Annotated in this window: 13 protein-coding genes and 1 pseudogene; 8 read left to right on the plus strand and 6 right to left on the minus strand. The window is 67.1% G+C overall.

The genetic code is table 11. The features are described from left to right. Nucleotides 1-10 precede the first annotated feature (10 nt). A complete protein-coding gene (locus M1E01_RS16405) occupies nucleotides 11-5,104 on the plus strand; it encodes a DNA glycosylase AlkZ-like family protein (RefSeq protein WP_457975004.1) in 5,094 nt (1,697 codons plus the stop codon). After that, the gene (locus tag M1E01_RS16410; protein WP_457972593.1) at nucleotides 5,097-5,954 is read left to right on the plus strand and encodes an Fpg/Nei family DNA glycosylase; all 858 of its coding nucleotides are present in this window, start codon (nucleotides 5,097-5,099) and stop codon (nucleotides 5,952-5,954) included. Before M1E01_RS16405 ends, M1E01_RS16410 begins: the two co-directional genes overlap by 8 nt. Here M1E01_RS16410 and M1E01_RS16415 read toward each other — a convergent pair. Next, nucleotides 5,927-6,340 (minus strand): annotated as a pseudogene (locus M1E01_RS16415) (hypothetical protein); the annotation flags it as partial. The gene M1E01_RS16410 and the pseudogene M1E01_RS16415 sit on opposite strands and share 28 nt — an antisense overlap. A 489-nt stretch (nucleotides 6,341-6,829) precedes the next feature. On the opposite strand from M1E01_RS16415, the gene M1E01_RS16420 reads away from it, so the two are divergent. Both M1E01_RS16420 and M1E01_RS16425 read left to right on the plus strand, forming a co-directional pair. Beyond that, nucleotides 6,830-7,807, plus strand: coding sequence for an RluA family pseudouridine synthase (locus M1E01_RS16420; protein ID WP_457975005.1), 978 nt, complete (start codon nucleotides 6,830-6,832; stop codon nucleotides 7,805-7,807). Nucleotides 7,808-7,926: 119 nt separating this feature from the next. After that, nucleotides 7,927-8,556 (plus strand): DedA family protein, encoded by a 630-nt coding sequence (locus M1E01_RS16425; RefSeq protein ID WP_457972594.1) that lies wholly within the window; start codon nucleotides 7,927-7,929, stop codon nucleotides 8,554-8,556. A gap of 16 nt (nucleotides 8,557-8,572) precedes the next feature. On the opposite strand, the gene M1E01_RS16430 is transcribed toward M1E01_RS16425, so the two are convergent. Further along, nucleotides 8,573-8,878, minus strand: a complete 306-nt coding sequence (locus tag M1E01_RS16430) for a hypothetical protein (RefSeq protein ID WP_457972595.1) — start codon at nucleotides 8,876-8,878, stop codon at nucleotides 8,573-8,575. A 533-nt stretch (nucleotides 8,879-9,411) separates the two neighbouring features. Between M1E01_RS16430 and M1E01_RS16435 the strand changes: the two genes are divergently transcribed. Continuing rightward, nucleotides 9,412-10,563, plus strand: coding sequence for a NifU family protein (locus tag M1E01_RS16435; protein ID WP_457972596.1), 1,152 nt, complete (start codon nucleotides 9,412-9,414; stop codon nucleotides 10,561-10,563). A gap of 151 nt (nucleotides 10,564-10,714) precedes the next feature. Here M1E01_RS16435 and ppc read toward each other — a convergent pair whose 3' ends face one another. After that, nucleotides 10,715-13,534: a phosphoenolpyruvate carboxylase gene (gene ppc, locus M1E01_RS16440; RefSeq protein WP_457972597.1), complete on the minus strand. Its 2,820-nt coding sequence runs from the start codon at nucleotides 13,532-13,534 to the stop codon at nucleotides 10,715-10,717. 300 nt (nucleotides 13,535-13,834) lie between these two features. Here ppc and M1E01_RS16445 point away from each other — a divergent pair, with 300 nt between their 5' ends. After that, nucleotides 13,835-14,665: a DUF1684 domain-containing protein gene (locus tag M1E01_RS16445; protein WP_457972598.1), complete on the plus strand. Its 831-nt coding sequence runs from the start codon at nucleotides 13,835-13,837 to the stop codon at nucleotides 14,663-14,665. A 137-nt stretch (nucleotides 14,666-14,802) separates the two neighbouring features. Here the strand turns inward: M1E01_RS16445 and M1E01_RS16450 are convergent, their stop codons facing one another. Continuing rightward, a complete protein-coding gene (locus tag M1E01_RS16450; protein WP_457972599.1) occupies nucleotides 14,803-15,999 on the minus strand; it encodes an acyl-CoA dehydrogenase family protein in 1,197 nt (398 codons plus the stop codon). After that, the gene (locus M1E01_RS16455; protein WP_457972600.1) at nucleotides 15,996-16,790 is read right to left on the minus strand and encodes an SDR family NAD(P)-dependent oxidoreductase; all 795 of its coding nucleotides are present in this window, start codon (nucleotides 16,788-16,790) and stop codon (nucleotides 15,996-15,998) included. The genes M1E01_RS16450 and M1E01_RS16455 overlap by 4 nt, the downstream gene beginning before the upstream one ends. A 110-nt stretch (nucleotides 16,791-16,900) precedes the next feature. Here M1E01_RS16455 and M1E01_RS16460 point away from each other — a divergent pair, with 110 nt between their 5' ends. Then, the gene (locus M1E01_RS16460; RefSeq protein WP_457972601.1) at nucleotides 16,901-18,193 is read left to right on the plus strand and encodes a glycoside hydrolase family 76 protein; all 1,293 of its coding nucleotides are present in this window, start codon (nucleotides 16,901-16,903) and stop codon (nucleotides 18,191-18,193) included. A gap of 97 nt (nucleotides 18,194-18,290) precedes the next feature. On the opposite strand, the gene M1E01_RS16465 is transcribed toward M1E01_RS16460, so the two are convergent. Beyond that, on the minus strand, nucleotides 18,291-18,902 hold the full coding sequence (locus M1E01_RS16465; protein ID WP_457972602.1) for a YdeI/OmpD-associated family protein: 612 nt from the start codon (nucleotides 18,900-18,902) through the stop codon (nucleotides 18,291-18,293). A 96-nt stretch (nucleotides 18,903-18,998) separates the two neighbouring features. Here M1E01_RS16465 and M1E01_RS16470 point away from each other — a divergent pair, with 96 nt between their 5' ends. Continuing rightward, entirely contained in the window at nucleotides 18,999-19,763 is a 765-nt protein-coding gene (locus M1E01_RS16470; protein ID WP_457972603.1) for a VOC family protein, read from the plus strand. Nucleotides 19,764-19,927: the final 164 nt, after the last annotated feature.

A 19,927-nucleotide genomic window follows, 5' to 3' on the forward strand; every position in this document is an offset into this window, starting at 1 on the left:
GGTGGACTCCATGGGCCAGTTCAGCCGGCCTACCCGGGAGTGGTTCCTCGGCGCCTTCTCCGAACCGACCCCTGCGCAGCAAGGCGCCTGGAACGCTATTTCCTCCGGATCCCATGCCCTTGTTGTCGCGCCGACCGGTTCCGGAAAAACCCTCGCCGCCTTCCTGTGGGCCCTGGACCGGCTGCTGGTCTCCGAGGCGACCGGGCCGGCAGCGCTTCCGGGATTGGCAGCAGCAGACGGGGAGGAAGCAGACGGAACGGCAAAGGGCAGCGGGAAACGGGCGGCGGCCAACAGCCGCAGAGCGAAAACGCCGAAGCGGAAAACCCGTGTACTGTACATTTCCCCGCTAAAGGCGCTTGGCGTCGACGTCGAACGCAACCTCCGCTCGCCGCTCATCGGCATCACCCAAACAGCCAAGCGCCTGGACATGCCTGCCCCGTTGATCACTGTAGGCGTCAGGTCCGGAGATACCCCTGCCTCCGACCGCCGCACCCTGCTCAGCAATCCGCCGGACATTCTCATCACCACTCCGGAGTCGCTGTTCCTTATGCTGACGTCGCGGGCACGGGAAACGCTCAGCGAAGTGGGTACCGTCATCGTGGATGAGGTGCACGCCGTGGCCGGCACTAAGCGCGGCGCCCATCTGGCCGTCTCCCTCGAACGGCTTGACGCGCTGCTGCCCAAGCCCGCGCAGCGGATCGGGCTGTCTGCCACCGTGGAGCCGAAGGAACTGGTGGCCCAGTTCCTGGCCGGGTCCGCGCCCGTGGAGATCGTGGCGCCGCCCTCGCGGAAGAACTGGGACCTCACTGTGTCGGTTCCTGTGGAGGACATGTCGGATCTGCAGGGGGCGGCAGGAGCCTTCGATTCCGGCCCGGCGTCCGGGCTGCAGCCGCAGGCCTCCATCTGGCCGCATGTGGAGGAAAAGATTGTTGACCTGGTGCTGGCCAACCAGTCCACCATCGTATTCGCCAACTCCCGCCGGCTGGCTGAACGGCTCACCGCAAGGCTGAACGAGATCCACGCAGACCGGCAGCTGCTCGCGGTCGGAGGCGGCTGGGACGAACCGGCTCCGGTTCCTCCCGGTTCCCCCCCGGCGTCCACCGCCACTCCCGCGCACATGATGGCCCAGGCTGGGAGCACGTCCGGGGCCGAGCCGCTGCTTGCCAGGGCACACCACGGCTCCGTCTCCAAGGACCAAAGGGCCCTCATCGAAGATGACTTGAAATCGGGACGGCTCCGCTGCGTGGTGGCCACCTCATCCCTGGAGCTTGGCATCGACATGGGCGCTGTGGACCTTGTGGTGCAGGTCGAATCTCCACCGTCCGTGGCGAGCGGACTGCAGCGCGTGGGACGGGCCGGACACCAGGTGGGCGAGATTTCCCAGGGCTACCTGTTTCCCAAGCACCGGGCTGATCTCGTCCACACCGCCATCACGGTGGAGCGGATGCTGGCCGGCAAAATCGAGAGGTTGAGCATTCCGGCCAACCCGCTGGACATCCTGGCACAACAGACTGTCGCGGCCACCGCCCTGGGCAGCATCGATGTGGAGGAGTGGTTCGCAACGGTACGGCGCTCGGCGCCCTTCGCCTCGCTCCCACGCTCCGCGTTCGAGGCCACGCTGGACCTCCTGGCCGGCCGCTACCCGTCCGATGAATTCGCTGAACTCCGCCCGCGCATCATCTGGGACCGGAATGCAGGAACCATCGAGGGACGGCCCGGAGCGCAGCGTCTCGCCGTCACCTCCGGAGGAACCATCCCGGACAGGGGGCTCTTTGGCGTCTATATCATCGGGACCGAAACGGAAGGATCAGCGTCTCGGGCCGGGGGAAGTGCCGATGGCAAGGGCTCCGGCGGCGCCGCCCCCGCGAAGGGCGGCCGCCGCGTGGGTGAACTGGACGAGGAGATGGTCTATGAATCCCGGGTTGGCGACATCTTCGCCCTCGGTGCCACCAGCTGGAAAATTGAGGACATCACCCATGATCGTGTCCTTGTTTCACCCGCTTTTGGCCAGCCCGGGAAACTGCCGTTCTGGAAGGGGGACTCGCTTGGCCGGCCGGTGGATCTCGGCCGCGCCCTCGGCGCCTTCATCCGGGAACTGTCAGCGTCCGGCGTCGGCCCTGCCGCCGAACGCTGCAAGGCCAGCGGACTGGACGGCTTTGCCGCCAACAACCTGCTCCAGTACCTGGACGAGCAGAAGCAGGCCACAGAAGTCGTTCCCAGCGATACAACGCTTGTCGTGGAGCGCTTCCATGACGAGCTCGGGGACTGGCGGGTGATCCTGCACAGCCCGTTCGGGATGCCCGTCCATGCCCCCTGGGCGCTGGCCGTGGGCCAGCGGCTGCACCAGCGCTACGGCTTGGACGGCTCCGCCATGGCTGCCGACGACGGCATCGTGCTCCGCGTTCCCATGATGGAGGACGATCCGCCCGGCGCTGAGCTGTTCCTGTTCGACCCAGAGGAGCTGGAACAGATTGTCACTGCCGAGGTCGGCGGCAGTGCACTGTTCGCCTCCCGTTTCCGCGAATGCGCGGCCCGTGCGCTGCTGCTCCCGCGGCAGACTCCTGGCAAGCGGCAGCCGCTATGGCAGCAGCGCCAGCGCTCCGCCCAGTTGCTCGACGTCGCCCGAAAGTACCCCACGTTCCCCATCGTGCTCGAGACGGTGCGTGAATGCCTGCAGGACGTCTATGACCTGCCAGCGCTAAAGGACATCGCTTCCTCCGTGGAACGCCGAGAGCTGCGGATCGTGGAGACCACCACGCAGCAGCCCTCTCCGTTCGCCAAGTCGCTCCTCTTCGGGTACGTGGCCCAGTTCCTGTACGAGGGCGATTCGCCGCTTGCCGAACGCCGAGCCGCCGCTCTCGCCCTTGATTCCACGCTGCTCAACGAACTGCTCGGCCGGGTGGAGCTGCGGGAACTGCTGGATGTCAGAGTGATCGAGTCAACGGAGCGCGAGCTGCAGCGCCTTGCTCCCGACCGCAGGGTCCGCGGGGTCGAAGGCGTGGCCGACCTGCTGCGCCTCCTGGGTCCGCTCGCGCCGGACGAGGTCGCGGCCAGGCTTGAGCCTGCCCCGCTGGTTGAGCCTGCTCCCCTGGTTGAGCCTGCTCCCCTGGTTGAGCCTGCTGAAACCGAGCCGCTTGCTGAGCCTGTCCAACTGGCTGAGCCCGTCGGAACCGATCCGCCCACTACCACCCCGCCCTCCGAAGTCACAATGGCCGACGCCGCAGCCCATCTTGCAGCCCTCCAACGGGCGAACCGCGCCATCAGGGTGAGCATCGGCGGCGTCGAAAGGTATGCGGCTGTGGAAGATGCCGCCCGCCTGCGGGACGCCATCGGGGTTCCCCTTCCCATGGGCGTCCCCCTGGCGTTCATCGAACCCGTGGCGGACCCGTTGGGCGACCTTGTCTCACGCTACGCGCGCACCCACGGTCCATTCACGGCTGCGGAGACCGCGGCCAGGCTGGGACTCGGCGTTGCGGTGGTCAGCGCTGCGCTGAAACGCCTCGCCGCCGACGGGCGGGTGGTCGAAGGCGAGTTCCGCCCCCATGTGGAACCGGCCGCGGAAGCCGGCGAGGCTGCGGCACAGGAAGGGCAGCCCGTAACGGAAGGGCACGCACGCGAAGCGGAGGGGCGTGGCGCCGCAACCACCACCATCGTTACCGGCAGCGAGTGGTGCGACGCGGAGGTGCTCCGGAAGCTGCGCCGTCGTTCCCTTGCCGCGCTGCGCGCCGAAGTGGAACCCGTGGATACGTCCACCTATGGGCGGTTCCTGCCGGCCTGGCAGAACGTCCGCACCCAGGGCAACCGGCGCGGCCAGCCCGCGCTGCGGGGTCTGGACGGCATCCTTACGGCTGTCGACCAGCTGTCCGGCGTCCCCGTTCCGGCGTCGGCCTGGGAGCCCCTTGTCCTGGCCAGCCGCGTGTCCAACTACCAGCCAGCCATGCTCGACGAGCTGATGGCAGCAGGCGAAGTCCTCTGGTCCGGAGCCGGCGCCCTCCCCGGCAACGATGGCTGGATCAGCCTCCATCTTGCCGAATCCGCGGAACTGACGCTGAACCCCTCCATCGACTTTGAGCCCGGGGATGCGCAGCGGCGGCTGCTGGAGCACCTGCAGTCCGACGGCGGGGGCTACTTTTTCCGGCAGCTCACCGACATTGCCGGCGGCATGGATGCGGTACTCGGCGACCAGGATGTAGTGTCCGCGCTGTGGGACCTGGTGTGGGCCGGCCGGATTACCGGGGACACATTCGCCCCGGTGCGTTCCCTCATCGCCGGCGGACACACGGCGCATCGCCAGGTTGCCCGGGCACCGCGCGCCCGCGCTCCCCGGATGAGCAGGCTGGGCCGTTCACACGGAACCGGCTTGCTAGGGTCACCCGGCCTAGCTGGCGCGCGCTACGGATCCGCCAGTGGGTCCGCCCCGACGCCGCCGCTGGCCGCCGGGCGGTGGTCCGCCCTCCCCGCACCGGAGCTCGACCCCACGATCCATGCCCGGGCAATGGCCGAACTGCTCCTGGACAGGTACGGGATCGTCACCCGCGGCTCGGTCATGGCAGAGAACATCCTGGGCGGCTTCGGACTCATGTACAAGGTGCTCGCCCGGCTGGAGGAAGCCGGGCGTTGCCGGCGCGGCTACTTCATCGAGCATCTTGGTGCAGCCCAGTTCGCCGTCCCTGCGACGGTGGACCGGCTGCGTTCCTATTCCGAGGACACTCAGATTGCCAAGCCGGAACCCGTAGCGCTGGCCCTTGCCGCGACGGACCCCGCCAACCCGTATGGGGCTGCTCTGTCCTGGCCCGCGCTGGGCGAAGATGCCGGCAGCGGACACCGTCCGGGCAGGAAAGCTGGGGCGCTGGTGGTACTGGTGGACGGCGCATTGACACTGTACGTGGAGCGCGGCGGCAAGACGCTCCTCGTCTTCTCGGACGATGAGCCGGTCCTGGCCGCTGCGGCCTCGGCACTGGTCGATGTCGTGAAACGCGGCGCGGTGGACAAGCTCGTCATGGAAAAGGTCAACGGCCACGCCATCCTGGACACCCCGGCTGCAGCGGCTTTGACGGCAGCAGGAGCCTACTCCACCCCGAAGGGACTGAGGATCCGTGCCTGAGGGTGATTCCATCTGGCGCGCCGCCCATCAGCTGCACGGCGCCCTGGCCGGCCAGACACTCACCGCTTCAGACTTCCGGGTGCCCCGTTTCGCCACCCTGGACCTTCGCGGCTGGACTGTTGAGGGGGTGGTCCCGCGCGGCAAGCACCTCCTGATGCGGCTGGTAAGCCAGGCCGATGAAAGGGTGACCATTCATTCCCATCTTAAAATGGAGGGCAGCTGGCAGGTCTATGCGCCAGGTGGACGTTGGCGGAAACCAGGTTTCACCGCGCGGTGCGTGCTCCGCACACCGGTGGCGGACGTCGTCGGCTTTTCCCTGGGACAGCTCGAGGTCATCAAGACCTCCGACGAGGACAAAGTCGTAGGCCACCTCGGCCCCGACTTGCTCGGGCCTGATTGGGATCCTGTTGAAGCCGAACGGCGGATGGCGTCCGCGCCGAACGTGCCCATCGGCGTGGCGTTGCTGGATCAGCGAAACCTTGCCGGCATCGGCAACATCTACCGCTGCGAGGTGTGCTTCCTTGCGGGACTGCACCCGGCCTCGCCGGTAGCGGCAGCCACGGATCTGCCCGCAATGTTTGCTGACGCCAAACAGCTCTTGGAGGCCAACCTCGGCCCCGGACGCCGCACCACCCTGCTCAATGCGCGGGGAATGCCTGTGGGCAGGGCAGCCGGCCGGCCTGGATACTGGGTTTACCGCCGCGAACATCAGCCCTGCCTCCGCTGCCGCACGCCCATCCGGCACGCAATCTTGGGCAAAGCGGGCAGGGGCAATCCCGAACTCGTCATTGAGGAGAGGGACATCTACTTCTGCCCCACTTGTCAGCCGCTTTTGGGCGCCAGGGAGTAGCCCCGGCGGCTGCAAACCACTTGGGGTCTGCGCTCTGAGGGTCCCGGGACGGGCACCCGGGCGGGAGCCTGGCTTGCGTCCGGGGCCATGAAGGAGGGCAACAGGAGCTGGACCAGGAGTCCGATGGCCAGTGCGTAGACCACGGTGCCCACCCCGACAGGGCCGCCAAGCAGCGGGCCCCAAGCACTACCACTTCGATGAGGGTTCTGGACGTGCGGACCGACAGCCGGTGCGGCGGGCGAGCCCGGTCATGAGGCCGTCACGCGCCCCAGGGCGAAAGGGCGCACCGACGTCGCAGGCGAAGGCTCGATCCCGTTGAGCACTACCGCGCCGGTGAGCAGCACAGCCTGCCCGCCCAGGTATGAGAATGAGGGGATCAGGGCCAAACTGCAAGACGTGCGGGCAGGGGCTCTTCGAGGGACCGCACCAGATGGGCGGCCGCCAGCTGCTCCACGGCCGGGCCGTCCAGATGCCGTGCTGGTGGGCCTGTTTGCCGACGTCCGCCCGACTTCGGCATCCGGCTCGCCGCGGCCCGCGATTCGGCGTGGGCGGTTTCTCCGAGAACTCCTGCGCGCGCCGTTCACTGTGCCGCCGAACAAGTTGGAAACGGCTGTCCTTGCCTTGCGCTCGGCCCAGGACAGGCTGGGCTCCTCCCCGCAGCTGCCGGGAGGTCCAAGGACACCCCCGCCGTCGCCATCGCGGTGACTCCGCGCCGACTCCGGCTCCGGCTCCGCAGGGCCCGCCTCCGCAGGGTCCGGCTCCACAGGGTCCGCCGTTTCGACGGTTCCCCGCGCAGTCGACGTCCGGCGACGTCTAGCCAGACAGGAACCGTCGAAACGGCGGGCGTCGAAACGGCAAAGTAGAATGGAGCGGTGATGCAATCCCCCCTCCCCGTGCGCGACGGCGTGAACGCGACCCGTCTTCGCCTGCCGGATGAGGGGCCGTGGGACACTGCGATGGACTATATGATGCACCGTTGGGGACATATTGATCCGCAGGGCATCGAGGACCGGTTCGACGCCGGGGAAATCGTCGGCGAAGGCGGCGTTCCACTGGACCGGCGCACCAGGCTCGAGGACCACACCTTCATCTGGTACTACCGCACCCTGCCCCCGGAGAAGCGCCTGCCGGTGGAGCTGAACATCCTGCACCAGGACGACCACATCCTCGTCGTGGACAAGCCGCACTTCCTGCCCACCACGCCAGGCGGCACCTACATCCAGGAATCCGCGCTGGTGCGGCTGCGGAACCAGCTGAATCTGCCCGACCTGATTCCCATGCACCGGCTCGACCGCATGACCGCGGGCATCCTGCTCCTGTCCACAAACCCCGAAACCCGCGGCAAGTACCAGGTCCTGTTTGAGAAGCGGCAGGTGCAGAAGGAATACGAGTGCGTGGCCGCAGCGGAACCTGCTGCCGGATACCCCACCTTCGACTTCCCCGTGGTGGTGCGGAACCGGATGACCAAATCGCGCAGCTACCTCCTCGCGGAGGTCGTCGAAGGTGAGCCGAATGCGGAGACCAGGATTGACCTGCTGAAAACGTTCGACGCCGGGACTTCCGACGGTGGCCGTCCCGCCGCAGGTTCCGCTGCCGGTTCCGCTCCAAGGCAGCGCCGCGGCCTGTACCGGCTTGAGCCGCACTCCGGCAAGACCCACCAGCTGAGGGTTCACATGGCGTCGCTGGGGCTGGGCATCCTGCACGATGCCTTCTACCCGGAGCTGCTGGACAAAGCGCCGGACGACTACACCAAGCCGCTGCAGCTCCTGGCTCGGGGTATCCGCTTCGTTGATCCCATCACGGGAAATCCGGTGGAATACCGCAGCAGGCTGGAGCTGAGCGAAGCCCGTTAGATGTTGGGGCGTGCAGGAATACCAGGATGTCCTGGAATATCTGCGCGACGCCTTCGCTCAACAGATCCGACGAAGATCCGGGAGTCCCCAGCCGGCGTCAAGTGCGGTAGTTTGTGCAAATGGACTTCGGCAACGCGGACAGCTGGGGGGCCGCGATCTATTTCTGGATCATTCCGGCTGTGCTTGGTGACGCCATCTTCCCGCCCGTCCCGTCCGAGATGGTTCTCATCACGGGAGGGGCGCTTTCCGCCGAGGGCCGCGCGAACCTGGCCCTGGTTGGCCTGCTGGCAGCATCGGCTTCCTGGGCCGGGGACATGGTGGTCTTCCAGCTGTTCAAGCGCCGGCTCAGCCATGTCCTTGACCGCTGGCGGTGGGGGCGGAAACTGCACCACGGGATCCATGACGCCATCGCGAAAGCGGGCCGCTCCTCCACCTATGGCACCATCATTGGTGCCCGCTTCATCCCCGGCGGCCGGCTCGCAACCTCCGCTGCGGCCGGTATCGCCGAGGTCTCAACCGGCGGCTTCAACCTCTGCGCCGGGCTGGGGGCTGTCCTCTGGGCGACGTGGCTCGTCGGGCTCGGCTACTTCACCGGTTCAGCCACAGGGCTGCCGTTCTGGGCGAGCTCACTCATCGGGGTGGCCGCAGGCCTGGTGATCGGGGCCGTCGTCGGAGTGATTGCTACGCGGCGCCGCGGCAGCCGGTCTCCTGTTGATGAACCCGACGGAACTGCCGGCTCCGCTTCCTGAACAGCCCGGGCGACGGTCAGACGGGGGCCCACCTGCCGCGGCTGCGGCGGAGCACCGACAGCGCGCCTGTCACGGCAACGCGTTCGACGGCGTCACGCATCAAAGCGGCCGACTCCAGCGCCTGGTTGTTCTCGCCGCTGTATTCGGTGGGCTCCACCAGGAAGCGGAGGTTCAGCTGGGGCACGCCCCCGGCGATGTCCAGCTGGTTCGATTCCACGTGATGCCGCGTGCCCAGCGCTTCGACGGCTGCTGCCATCACCGCCTCGGGAGGATGGCCGGGCTTCAGCCCGGTGATCTTGAGTCTGGTCTGAAATGACGGCATGCTCCCACCCTAACGGCAGAGCGCGAACGGGCAGTAAAGGCCCTCAATCCGCTTCTGAAGGGCATCGGCTGCCCGTTCGCGCCCTGGGATTGTGGCGGAGTATCTGGCGGTTGCGTTTTGTCGTGGGCGAGCCTATCTTGGCAGGAAAGGGGCGCGATCATGCATGAACTCTTAGGCACACAGAGCCTTCATCCCGCCGTTCTTGAGCCCGCAGGCGAACGGCCGGCCACTGCACCAGACGTCGATATCGCGCATTTGTCCGTCGGGTTTCCGGACACCTTCGTGTTCCGTTGCAAGCCTTGGCCGGTCTCCGCGGAGGTGCCATAGAACACCGTCCACCCCTGCGGATGCGGCGACGGGGCCGGCATCCGCACCGCATCCCCGGCACGACCGATCCGGCATCTTGACCGGAACGCTGACTAAAGTACACCACCGCCCGCAGGGGCTACCGAAAGAGGCAATGATGCCTACTGATGCTGCCCGCACGACAGACAAAGCCCGTTCCCTCCCATTCTTCGACAGGCGCATAGGGCATGCCTGGTGAAGACAGGCCGCTCCAGCATGACGACAAGATAGACCTTCTCCTCCAGACCGGCGGCATTGAGCGCGCGGCGGCCCCAGGCAGTGCAGGGGATCTGGTGCGGCAAGTGGCGGACCTCTACGGATCCGGGCTGCGCCGGATCATGGAGATCCTGCGCGATCAGGGAAAGCTTGACGACGCCACGGTAGTAGCACTGACGGGTGACCGCCTGGTGTCGGGCCTCCTGGTGCTTCACGGGCTGGATCCCCGCCCGCTGGAGGCGAGGGTCGCCGTGGCAGTGGACCGGCTCCGGCCCTACCTTGGCTCGCAGGGCCGTGACGTGGAGCTGGAAGGCACCAGCCAGGACGGTGTGGTGCGGCTCAAACTTTTCCGCACGCATCCCGGGGGCCCGCCGTCGTCCGCTTCGCTCAAGTCCGAGGTAGAAGCGGCGATCAAGGCTGCGGCACCGGAAGTGACCGCCATAGACGTCGCGGAAGTGGCAAAACAGGCCGGAGCGCCCGAACTCATCCCCGTGGACTCGTTCCCTGTCCGGGCGAACAATCCTGCGGTCGCAACACCCGCAGGGCCTTGGCAAGACATGTCCGGCGGCACATGGGAACCGATACCGGAAATCGCGGGTCTTGAATCCGGCGAGGTCGCGGCGTTCCTGGTTGGCGGCTACCCGGTACTGGCCTGCCGCACTGGCCAGGACCTGTACGCGTATCGCGACTATTGCCCGCGCTGCACCGGCTCCCTGGCAGGCGCATCCCTGCACAGGTCTGCCGGCACAGAGGCCGGCGGCAGCCTCCTCGGCTGCCCCACCTGCCGGGGCCACTTTGATGTGCGGCGTGGTGGCGCCTGCCTCGAGGACAGGGACCTCCACTTGGATCCGCTTCCGCTGCTGGCCCAGGGTGGAGTGCTGTGTGTAGCTATTCCGGGGGGTCCGGAGCATGCCGGACCCCTGCCAGCCGTCCCGCCTGCTCCAGGTCCGACAGAGGCCACGCCCGTACAGGCCATTCCGCTGGTCGCACCCGCAGGATTCAACACCGCCCCCGTACTGGCACCCGGGCCCGCGTCACCGGCTGTTGCTGCACCGGCTGTGGCCCCGCCGGAACTTCCTGTGACGGCGGCGGACTTGCCGGCAGCTGCAGCGCAAGACAGGTGACCTATCGACCGGCAAGGTGAGCTGGTGAGCTGGTGAGGCGCATCCCATCGGCGCACCCTCTACTCACAGGGGGAGAGAGCGTCCCAAAACGAGCCACAAAAAGTAAGAGAGCGTCCGGAAATTTTCCACGGAAAGTGAGAGAGCGTCCGGCTTATCCCGTGTTCCGCAGGCCCGCTGCGACTCCGTTGACCGTGATCAGCATGGCGCGTTGAAGGCGCTCGTCAATCTCTGCTCCTGACACAGTCTTGCCCTTCGCGGCTTCAGTGCGAACACGGCGCAGCAGCTCCACTTGGAGGTAGCTGATGGGGTCGAGGTACTGATCCCGGATTTCCAGTGAGCGCTTCAGCGTAGGCTGGGCATCCAGGAGCACGTTTTCGCCGGTGAGGTTCTGGACCTCGGCGACGGTCAGCTCATACTCCTCGCGGATGGCGCGGAAAAGGTGGTGCAGTTCCTTGGGAACCAGGGTGTCCACGTAATAGCCCGCAATGTCCAGGTCCGTCTTTGCCAGGGTCATCTCCACATTGGAGAGGACAGAGCGGAAGAAGTGCCAGCCGTCCATCATCTCCACCAGTTGGGCCGAGTTTCCTGCCTCTCGGGCAGCCCTCAGACCAGAACCCACACCGAACCAGCCGGGCACGATCTGCCGGGACTGCGTCCAGCCGAACACCCACGGGATGGCCCGCAGGCCTCCCAGTCCGGCGCCGGAGTCCGGGCGCTTGGAGGGCCGGGAGCCGATGTTCAGCGAGCCCAGCTGCTCCACCGGGGTGGACGCCATGAAGTAGGCGGGCAGGTCCGGGTGGTCTATCAGGCTGCGGTAACGGGCGAAGGCAGCGTCGGAGATGATCTCCATGACGTGGCCGAAGCGCTCGCGCTGGTCATCGGATGTACGGGGGGTTCGGTGCAGCGCGGAACCCTGCATAACGGCCGCGAGCGAAAGCTCCAGGTTCTCCCGGGCCAGCTCCGGGAGGGAATACTTGTCGGAGATGACCTCGCCCTGTTCGGTGAACTTGATTTCGCCTTCCAGGACGCCGTTGGGCTGGGCCATGATGGCGTCATACGTCGGCCCGCCGCCGCGGCCCACGGAACCGCCGCGGCCATGGAAGAGGCGGACGCGTACGCCATGCTTTGCGGCGACGTCGCGCAGCTTCCGCTGGGTCTTGTGGATCTCCCACTGGCTGGTCATGACGCCGGATTCCTTGTTGGAGTCCGAGTAGCCGAGCATGACTTCCTGGATGTCGCCGCGCAGCCGGACCAGCTCACGGTAGGAGGAATCGGACAGCAGCTGGTCCACGATCTCGGCGGAGGCGCGCAGCTCCTCCACGGTTTCCAGCAGCGGGGCGAAACCGATCTTGGCGTACGGGGCGTCCCCGAAGAGGCTGACCAGGCCGGCCTCGCGGGCCAGGACGGCAGCGGCAAGGACGTCGTCGGCGCCGCGGGTCATGGAGATGATGTAGGTCTCGATGACCTTCGGGCCATAGGTGCGCAGGGCGCGCCGGATCTCGCGGAAGACGTCGTACGTGCCGTCAGCGACGCCGTCGAGCCTGATGGGGTGGCCGGACAGCGGCCGGCGGGAGCCCAGTTCCGCACTCAGCACCTCAAGCCGCTGCTCACGCGTCAGCTCGGCGTACCGGATGCCGGGTCCGCCGAGGCGGTCCATGAGCTGACCGACGGCGTCATGGTGGTGGTCGGCGTGTTCGCGGATGTCCAGGGTGGCCAGGTGCAGGCCGAACGAGGCGATGGCGCGCCGGACGCGCGCCAGGGCACCGTCGGCGACGAGGGATGCCGAATGGTTGCGCAGCGAGAGCTCCAGCAGCTCGAGCTCGGAAATGAGCTCCTCTGTGGAGGTGTAGTCACGGCCCGGCTGGTGGGCTGAGTTCGCAGTAACCCGCTTGGCGGTGTTCATGAGCTTGGCCTTGATGCACGTAAGTTTGAGCCGGTAGGGCTCCTGCGCGTTGAGCTCGAGGATGCGCTTGTCCAGTCCAGGGAGTTTGGCAAGGTCGGCGTCGATCGAATCAAGCAAAGCCTGGTCCGCGCCGGCGAGCGCGGTGGAGTTAGACAGGACCGAGATGAGCTCGTCGATCATCCCGATGCTGATCCGCACGGCGTTTTGGTTCTGCAGCTGCAGGATTTCGTGCGTCACGGCCGCGGTGACGTTCGGGTTGCCGTCCCTGTCACCGCCGATCCACGACCCGAACTTGATGGGCGCGCTCTGTGCGGGAAGCGTGACACCGTGCTCTTCCAGAAGCGCGGACAGGTCCGTGAGCATCTCCGGCAGGGCGTCGGTGAGGATGCTGTTGAGGTAGTAGATAGCGTTCCGCGCCTCATCCACGGGGGTGGGGCGTACCTGGCGCAGCTCATCCGTCTGCCACATCTGATCGATCATTTCGGACAGCTGGCGGTCCTGGCGGCGGCGGGCGGTGGTGCCTTCAGCGGTGGGCTGGGCCAGCACATCGGACAGCTTGCGGATCTTGTCCAGTACGGAACGCCGCGAGGCCTCGGTGGGGTGGGCGGTGAAGACCGGACGCACGTCCAGTTCGTTGACCACGTCCTGGAGCACCGCGGAGCCGGCCTGCCCGGCGATGTCCTCCACGGCCTTGGCAAGCCAGCCGTCCTTCTCCTGCCGCGTGCGCAGGCCGCGCACGCGGTGGACCTGCTCGGCGGCGTTGGCGAGGTGAAAGTAAAAGGCGAAGGCGCGGACCAGGTCGGTCGCCTGCTCAAGCGGCAGGGAGGCGAGGAGCTCCCGGACCTGGGCAACGACGTCGTGGGCGCTCCACGGACCCGTGGCGTCCGCCCCGCCGCGGGCGGCTTCCTTGGACTCCTTGGTGAGCAGACGCACCTGCTCCACGAGATCCAGGAGTTCGGGGCCATGCTGGCGGACCAGCGATTCGCCCAGCAGGGTGGAGATGCGGCGCACGTCGGCGCGGAGTTCGGCGGCGAGATCTGTTTCAGGATTGGTTGCAGTGTCAGCCATGGAAACTATCTTTCGAGGGTTCGACTTGGCTCGTACACTGCGCTGGATACTGTGAGCCGGGTTACTTGTTCCTATGGCATACTACCCGCAGCCCGCCTTACCCGCAGCCCGCGGGGCCGGGATTACGTCCTGATGCTGTCCCGGCCGTGGGCATGGCCGCTTCACCGGGGTATGGGGGCGCCTGAATGTGATGCCGGGTTGGAGACCCTCCTTGGCTGCAGGGAGCCGGCCGGAATGAAGTCCCGCGGCCGAAGGTTGTAGCTGGCGGTTGTACAGGCAGCTACGCGCATTGGAGGACTTATGAGCACCGCACCCGACGCCCAACTGCAGCGCTGGCAGCGTTTCCGCGCCAACCGCAACGCCGCGCTCGCAGCCGAGCACGGCTGGCTTACACTCACCTCGTTCCAGTGGCTCGACGGCCAGCCGTCCGCCGTCGACCTCGTCCCGGGCCTGTGGTCGGCGGACAGCACGTCGGCGGTCCTCACCGCGTCCGCGGCTGACGGGCTCACACTCGTATCCACCGGGGAACCGGTGGACGGGACCATCTCGGCGCGGCTCGCCAATGAGGAGTCGCTCATGTGGGTGCAGTTCGGCGGCCCGGACGGCCGGCAGGTTGTGATGGAACTGGCCATGCGCGCCGACAGGTATGCCATCCGCACCAGGGATTCCCAGTCGCCGGTACTCACAGAGTTCGACGGCGTGCCCACCTTCGAGTACCGGCCCGACTTTGTGGTGGAGGCCAGGTTCGAGCCCTATCCGGAGCCGGTGGACATCCCGATCGCCACCGCCAATCCCCTGGTGGACGGCGTGCACCGCAGCGTCGGCGAGCTGGTCTTCCGGCTGCCCGGGAAGGACCATGAGTACCGGCTCCATGCCGAGGAGGAGAAGCTCGGGGCCCTGACCGTCACATTCCACGACGAGACGAATGGAGACAGCACTGACGAGTGGCGGAAAGTCTCCACGGCCCGCCCCCGCGTCGACGCGTCAGGCCAGGCAACCGTGGTCCTGGACTTCAACCGCGCCATCAACTACCCCAGCGCCTTCACGCCCTACGGCACCTGCCCGATGCCCGTACCGAACAACAGCCTGGACGCCAGGATCGAAGCAGGCGAAAAGCGCTCCACCGCCTGAGCGCGAACGGACACTTAAGCCCCGGCCCCTCAGCGAACGCCGGCAGGAAAGGGGCCACAACTGTCCGTTCGCGCGTGGACGGCGTGGGGACGGGGCCACAACTGTCCGTTCGCGCGTGGGTGCTGGCGGGACGAGTGTCACGTGAACGCAGAAACCCCGGTGACGGCGCGGCCCACGATGAGCGTGTTGATCTCGTAGGAGCCCTCGTAAGTGTAGATGGCCTCGGCGTCGGCGAAGATCTTGGCCATCCGGTAGTCCGTGACGATGCCGTTGCCGCCCAGCAGGGACCGGCCGGCTGCCACTGTTTCGCGCATCCGCGCCGAGGTGTAAGACTTCGCCAGCGCCACCTGTGCCATATCCGCGCCGCCGCTGTCCTGCAGCTGCCCGATCCGCACCATCATGCCCATGCTCGCCACCGCATTGCCCAGCATCGCCACGAGCTGCTGCTGGACGAGCTGGAACTTCGCCAGCGGCTGCCCAAACTGCTCGCGTTCAACCGCGTACTGCCTGGCGACGTCGAACGCGGCCAGCTGCTGCCCCACTGCCTGCCACGCCACCATGATCCGCGACCCCCGCAGCAGTTCATTCGTGTCCTCGAAACTGCTGATGCCGGCAAACCGGTCGGCCTCGGGGATGCGGACGTCCTCGAACAGGATGTCGGCGTTCTGCACGGTCCTCAGGGCGATCTTGTTGTCGATCCGCCGGCGGCTCACGCCGGGCAGAGCGGCGTCGACGATGAATCCGCGCACCGCACCGTCCGCCTCGTCACGCGCCCAGACAAGCATGTAGTCGCAGAACGTCCCGTTGCCGATCCAGCGCTTGGCGCCGTTCAGCACCCAGCAGTCGGCACCGCCGGCGTCACCTCCCGCAACTCGGCGCACCCGGGTTTCCATTCCCCCGGCAACGTCCGAACCGTGCCCCGGTTCGGTAAGCGCGAATGCACCGGTGGTGCGCAGGTTCGAGGCGTCGGCGAGCAGCCGGCTCCGCTGGTCTTCGGAACCGAACCCGTGCAGTGCCTCCACGAAGAGATCGTGATGTACCAAAAAGAACGTGGCGATCGAGGTGTCCACCCTGGTCATTTCGGCGATCACCAGCCCGGCGAAGAGGTTGCTGTAGCCGCGCCGGGTGGGGGTACTGAGCTCCAGCGCGGCAAGCTTCGGCAGGAGATGCGCCGGGAATTCGGCCTTGTTCCACCAGTCTTCCGCGTACGGCGCGACCTCTGCCGCAAGGAACCCACGCAGCTCTTTGAGCTTGTGCCGTTCCGTCTCGCTGAGCAGCGTTTCGTACTCGTAGAAGTCTGCCGCGGGCAGAGCTTCGATGGCAGAGGGCATCATTTTGGACCCATTCGGATGGCGCCATCGAGGCGGATCGTTTCCCCGTTGAGCATGGCGTTGTCCACAATGTGCGCTACGAGGTTGGCGTACTCGGCAGGCCTTCCGAGGCGGGACGGATGCGGCACCTGCTTGCCCAGTGAGTCCTGGGCCTCCGGCGGAAGGCCGGCCATCATGGGTGTTTCGAAGATGCCGGGGGCGATGGTCACCACCCGGATCAACGACCGGGCGAGCTCGCGGGCCAGCGGCAGGGTCATGGCCGCCACGGCCCCCTTCGACGCGGCATAGGCGGGCTGGCCGATCTGGCCGTCGAATGCGGCAACAGAGGCTGTGTTGACAATGACGCCGCGCTCCTCCCCGCCCAGTTCGGTGAACGCCGTTTTAGTGGTGCTCATAGCGGCAGCGGCCAGGCGGACCACATTAAAGGTGCCCACAAGGTTGATCTGGATGACGCGGTTGAAGGTATCCAGCGGCAGCACACCGTCCCGGCCCAGCACCTTCCCGGGGGTGGCGATCCCGGCGCAGTTCACCACAATCCGCAGCGCACCGAGCGCGGATGCGGCGTCGACGGCGGCCTGCACCTGGTCCTCGACGGTGACGTCGGCGGGAACGAAGATGGCCTTGTTTCCGGCGGACGCCTGGGAGTTCAGCTCGTCGGCCAACCCGGCGCCTGCGGAAGAATCGAGGTCCACGAGCACCACTGACGCGCCGGCTCCGAACAGCCGCCGGGCAGTGGCCGCGCCCAGTCCGGACGCCCCACCGGTGATCAGCGCGACACAACCTTTGATGTCCATACATCCTCCTTGATGCGGCAGCCCGACCGGCCTTAGTTAGTGAATGTTAACTGAAAGCACGCGGGAGCGCACCTTCCCGCTAAGGCTCAGCGATTCGCTAGGCTGGCATCATGGACCAGCCTGGCGCGTCACCCACCCCTGCGGCCCGGCCGCTCCCCGGCGAGGCAACCACCCCCCACGACTGGGCCGACCGTGCCAATGAAGCCGCCCGCTCGGTCACCCGCATGTTCGGCCAGCGCCTGTTCTTCCTCCCGGGAACGCACCTTGCCGCCACCGTCCGGCCAACCGGTTGCTTCGGGAACCTCACCCGCCCCTGGCACTACTGGTGGCAGGCGCACTACCTGGATTGCCTCGTGGATGCGGTCCGCCGCGAGCTCGGGCAGCCAGGCCAGCAGCCCGCAGCGTTCGACGGCGACGCGCGCCTGAGCGCCGGCACGCTCGCCTCCCGCCTGGTCACCGGCATCCGGCTGCGCAATTTCTTCACCTTCGTCAACAACTACTACGACGATATGGCCTGGCTGGCCCTCTCCACCCTCCGGCTCGAGAAGCTGGCGGAGGAGGAAAGCCGGCGCCCGGTCTCCCGCCGATACGCCCGCATCCGCAAGAGCCTGACGCTCCAGTTTGATTCCGCCTCCACGGACCACCTTGGCGGCGGCACCTTCTGGAGCACGAAGCGGGACTTCAAGAACACCCCGGCGACAGCCCCGGTGGCGCTGTACTACGCCCGCACGGGCAACCCCGGCAAGGCGCAGGCGCTGCTGGACTGGCTCGATGCCAGGCTCTTCGATGCCGGCCGGGGACTGTACCTGGACGGGCTTCGGATCGGCCCGGGCGGCGAAACCACGCTGGAGAATGCGGTCTACACCTATAACCAGGGCCCGGTGCTCGGTGCCCTGCTGGAACTTGGCGGCGGGAGGAATGTGGAGCGCGCGGCCGTGCTGGTCGATGCCGTCGCACGGCACCTCACGCTGGCGGGCACGGGCACCGGAACGGGCAGCGCAGCGGGCACGGGCGGGGGGACGGGCCCGGCGAAAGGCATGGTCCTTCGGTGCGACGGAACCGGCGACGGCGGGCTGTTCACCGGAATCCTCGGCCGGTACCTTGCGCTCGCCGCCCGTGACGCGCGCCTGCCCGGGGCGACGCGCGCCACAGCCACTCGGCTGGTCACGGGCACGGCGGAGGCGCTGTGGTCCGGCCGGAGGTCCGTGGCAACCGGCGAAGCCCTCGCCCGGCACGGCGGACCGGGACGCCTGGTTTTCTCCCACGATCCGTGGCGGCCGGCGACGGACACGTATCCGCCGGGGGCCGCCGTCGAGCTTTCCACGCAACTCCAGGCCTGGATGGTCCTGGAGGCCGCAGCGGCGGTGACGGCGGCGCGGCAGCCGGGGATGCCAGTCCGCTAGGAAAACCCGCATTCAAGGAGCCTAGACATGCCGACGTACCTGAACAGGTTCAATTGCACCGCGGCCGCATTTTCGGACCTGCCCCCGCCCGGAAACGTCAGGATTTGCTGGCTTGCCCGCCGGGACGCCTCTTCTGGGGATAGGGCGTATCACCCCGGGCCAGCATCTCCACGAAGCCGGCTATTTTGCGGGCACGGGTGGAGGCCTGCTTCACCGAGTTGGTGCGGTAGATCAGGGCGTACCGATTAACCGAGCTCAGCACGTCAAACATCGCCTGGGCGGCGGGATTCGCGGCAATGGCAGCAGCGAGATCTTCGGGCACTTCGGCAACTGCCTGGCCTGCATAGGCGGCTTCCCATCGGCCGTCAGCTTTCGCCGCTGCGACGGCGGCCTGCCCTGCTTCTGTCATGCGGCCGGCAGCTTCAAGGCGGCCGACCCGGTCCACGTTCCGTGCCGACCACACGCTCTTCGGACCGCGCCGGGTCATTCTCTGGAAGGAGCTTTCATCGTTCCGCCGTCTGCCCTGGCCGTCAATCCAGCCAAAGCACAACGCCTCATTGAGCGCGGCCTCATAGTCCAGTTCGGTGACGCCGCCGCCCTTTTTGTGGAGCACCAGCCACACCCCCGGGCTGCTGGCATGGTTCTGTTCCAGCCACGCGCGCCACTCCGCAGCGTCCTTGACTAAGAGCTCCTCGAGTTCAACGGCCATGCGCCTATTCTGCCCCCGGTGCCGCACGATACAAGTCGTGGCATCATGGCCATGACTGCGCCGATTCTGCATGCCGTTCGAGCCCGAGGAGAAATCATGTTGCGTGTCCGCCCCATCCACTTCACGTCCCGGATCGAAGAGTGGGAGCGGCTTCTCACCGACCTGGGCATGGTTAAGACGCTGGAAGACGGCACCTGGCGTGAGTTCGACGCCGCTTCCGGCCGGCTCGCCCTGCAGCACACACCCGCCGAGGCGGAGAACGACGGCACCACGTCCCTCGCCGTAGAGGTGGGTGACGTGGAGGAATTCGCCCGCCGCACCAACCTCGCGGCGTCGGAGACGGGAGCCACCCCGGCAGAGCTCATCCCTGCGGATATCGGTGACTCCTGCAGGATCACGGGCGAGGACGGTTTCAGTTTCATGGCGGACAAGGCGACCCACTGGTCGCAGTGTGCCGACGCAGATACGGGGTTGTCCGTCGTCGGGGTTTGGTTCACGGAAGACACTGCTGCAGCTGCTGCAACACTCAGCAGCATCGGGGCCAGGTTCCGGCCCGTGCCGGATGACTTCGAGACCGCAGAGTTTACGGCCAAGAATGGCGGGATGCTGGTGGTCCGCCCCGGTTCCGGCCCTGCACGCTCCGGCTTTGGTTTCGAGTACGACGGCGACCTGGACGCCTTGCGCAACCGCCTCACCTCGGCGGGGCACAAGGTCACCCTGACCGAGGAGGAGTTCGCCCGTTCCCTGCACGTTGCCAATCCAGACCACACTGCCCACCCGAACGCTGCCGGCGATGGTCGGCCCGGCCCTCACGTTCCGCCAACGATCTGGATCTCAAAGCGAGCTCCCTTGGAACAGTGACCTTCCGGGTGACCTGCCAGTGACCAGCCGGTGAGCTTCCCCCGATCGACCGCGATGCCCCACCGGGATGTGAAATCCCGGTCCAGACAGATCCGCTCAGAGCTAAGAACCTACGTCGCGGCATGCCTTCTCAGCTCGCAGCAGGTGCTGATGGGGTAGAACTT

It is taken from the genome of Arthrobacter sp. D1-17 (genome assembly GCF_054130535.1).

Bases quoted from the DNA above. Each gene is read 5' to 3' on its own strand.
- M1E01_RS16450 (WP_457972599.1), bottom strand. From the start codon at position 15,999: ATGATGCCCTCTGCCATCGAAGCTCTGCCCGCGGCAGACTTCTACGAG.
- ppc (WP_457972597.1), bottom strand. From the start codon at position 13,534: ATGGCTGACACTGCAACCAATCCTGAAACAGATCTCGCCGCCGAACTC.
- M1E01_RS16455 (WP_457972600.1), bottom strand. From the start codon at position 16,790: ATGGACATCAAAGGTTGTGTCGCGCTGATCACCGGTGGGGCGTCCGGA.
- M1E01_RS16420 (WP_457975005.1), top strand. From the start codon at position 6,830: ATGCAATCCCCCCTCCCCGTGCGCGACGGCGTGAACGCGACCCGTCTT.
- M1E01_RS16445 (WP_457972598.1), top strand. From the start codon at position 13,835: ATGAGCACCGCACCCGACGCCCAACTGCAGCGCTGGCAGCGTTTCCGC.
- M1E01_RS16465 (WP_457972602.1), bottom strand. From the start codon at position 18,902: ATGGCCGTTGAACTCGAGGAGCTCTTAGTCAAGGACGCTGCGGAGTGG.
- M1E01_RS16405 (WP_457975004.1), top strand. From the start codon at position 11: ATGGGCCAGTTCAGCCGGCCTACCCGGGAGTGGTTCCTCGGCGCCTTC.
- M1E01_RS16430 (WP_457972595.1), bottom strand. From the start codon at position 8,878: ATGCCGTCATTTCAGACCAGACTCAAGATCACCGGGCTGAAGCCCGGC.
- M1E01_RS16435 (WP_457972596.1), top strand. From the start codon at position 9,412: ATGCCTGGTGAAGACAGGCCGCTCCAGCATGACGACAAGATAGACCTT.
- M1E01_RS16425 (WP_457972594.1), top strand. From the start codon at position 7,927: ATGGACTTCGGCAACGCGGACAGCTGGGGGGCCGCGATCTATTTCTGG.
- M1E01_RS16470 (WP_457972603.1), top strand. From the start codon at position 18,999: ATGTTGCGTGTCCGCCCCATCCACTTCACGTCCCGGATCGAAGAGTGG.
- M1E01_RS16460 (WP_457972601.1), top strand. From the start codon at position 16,901: ATGGACCAGCCTGGCGCGTCACCCACCCCTGCGGCCCGGCCGCTCCCC.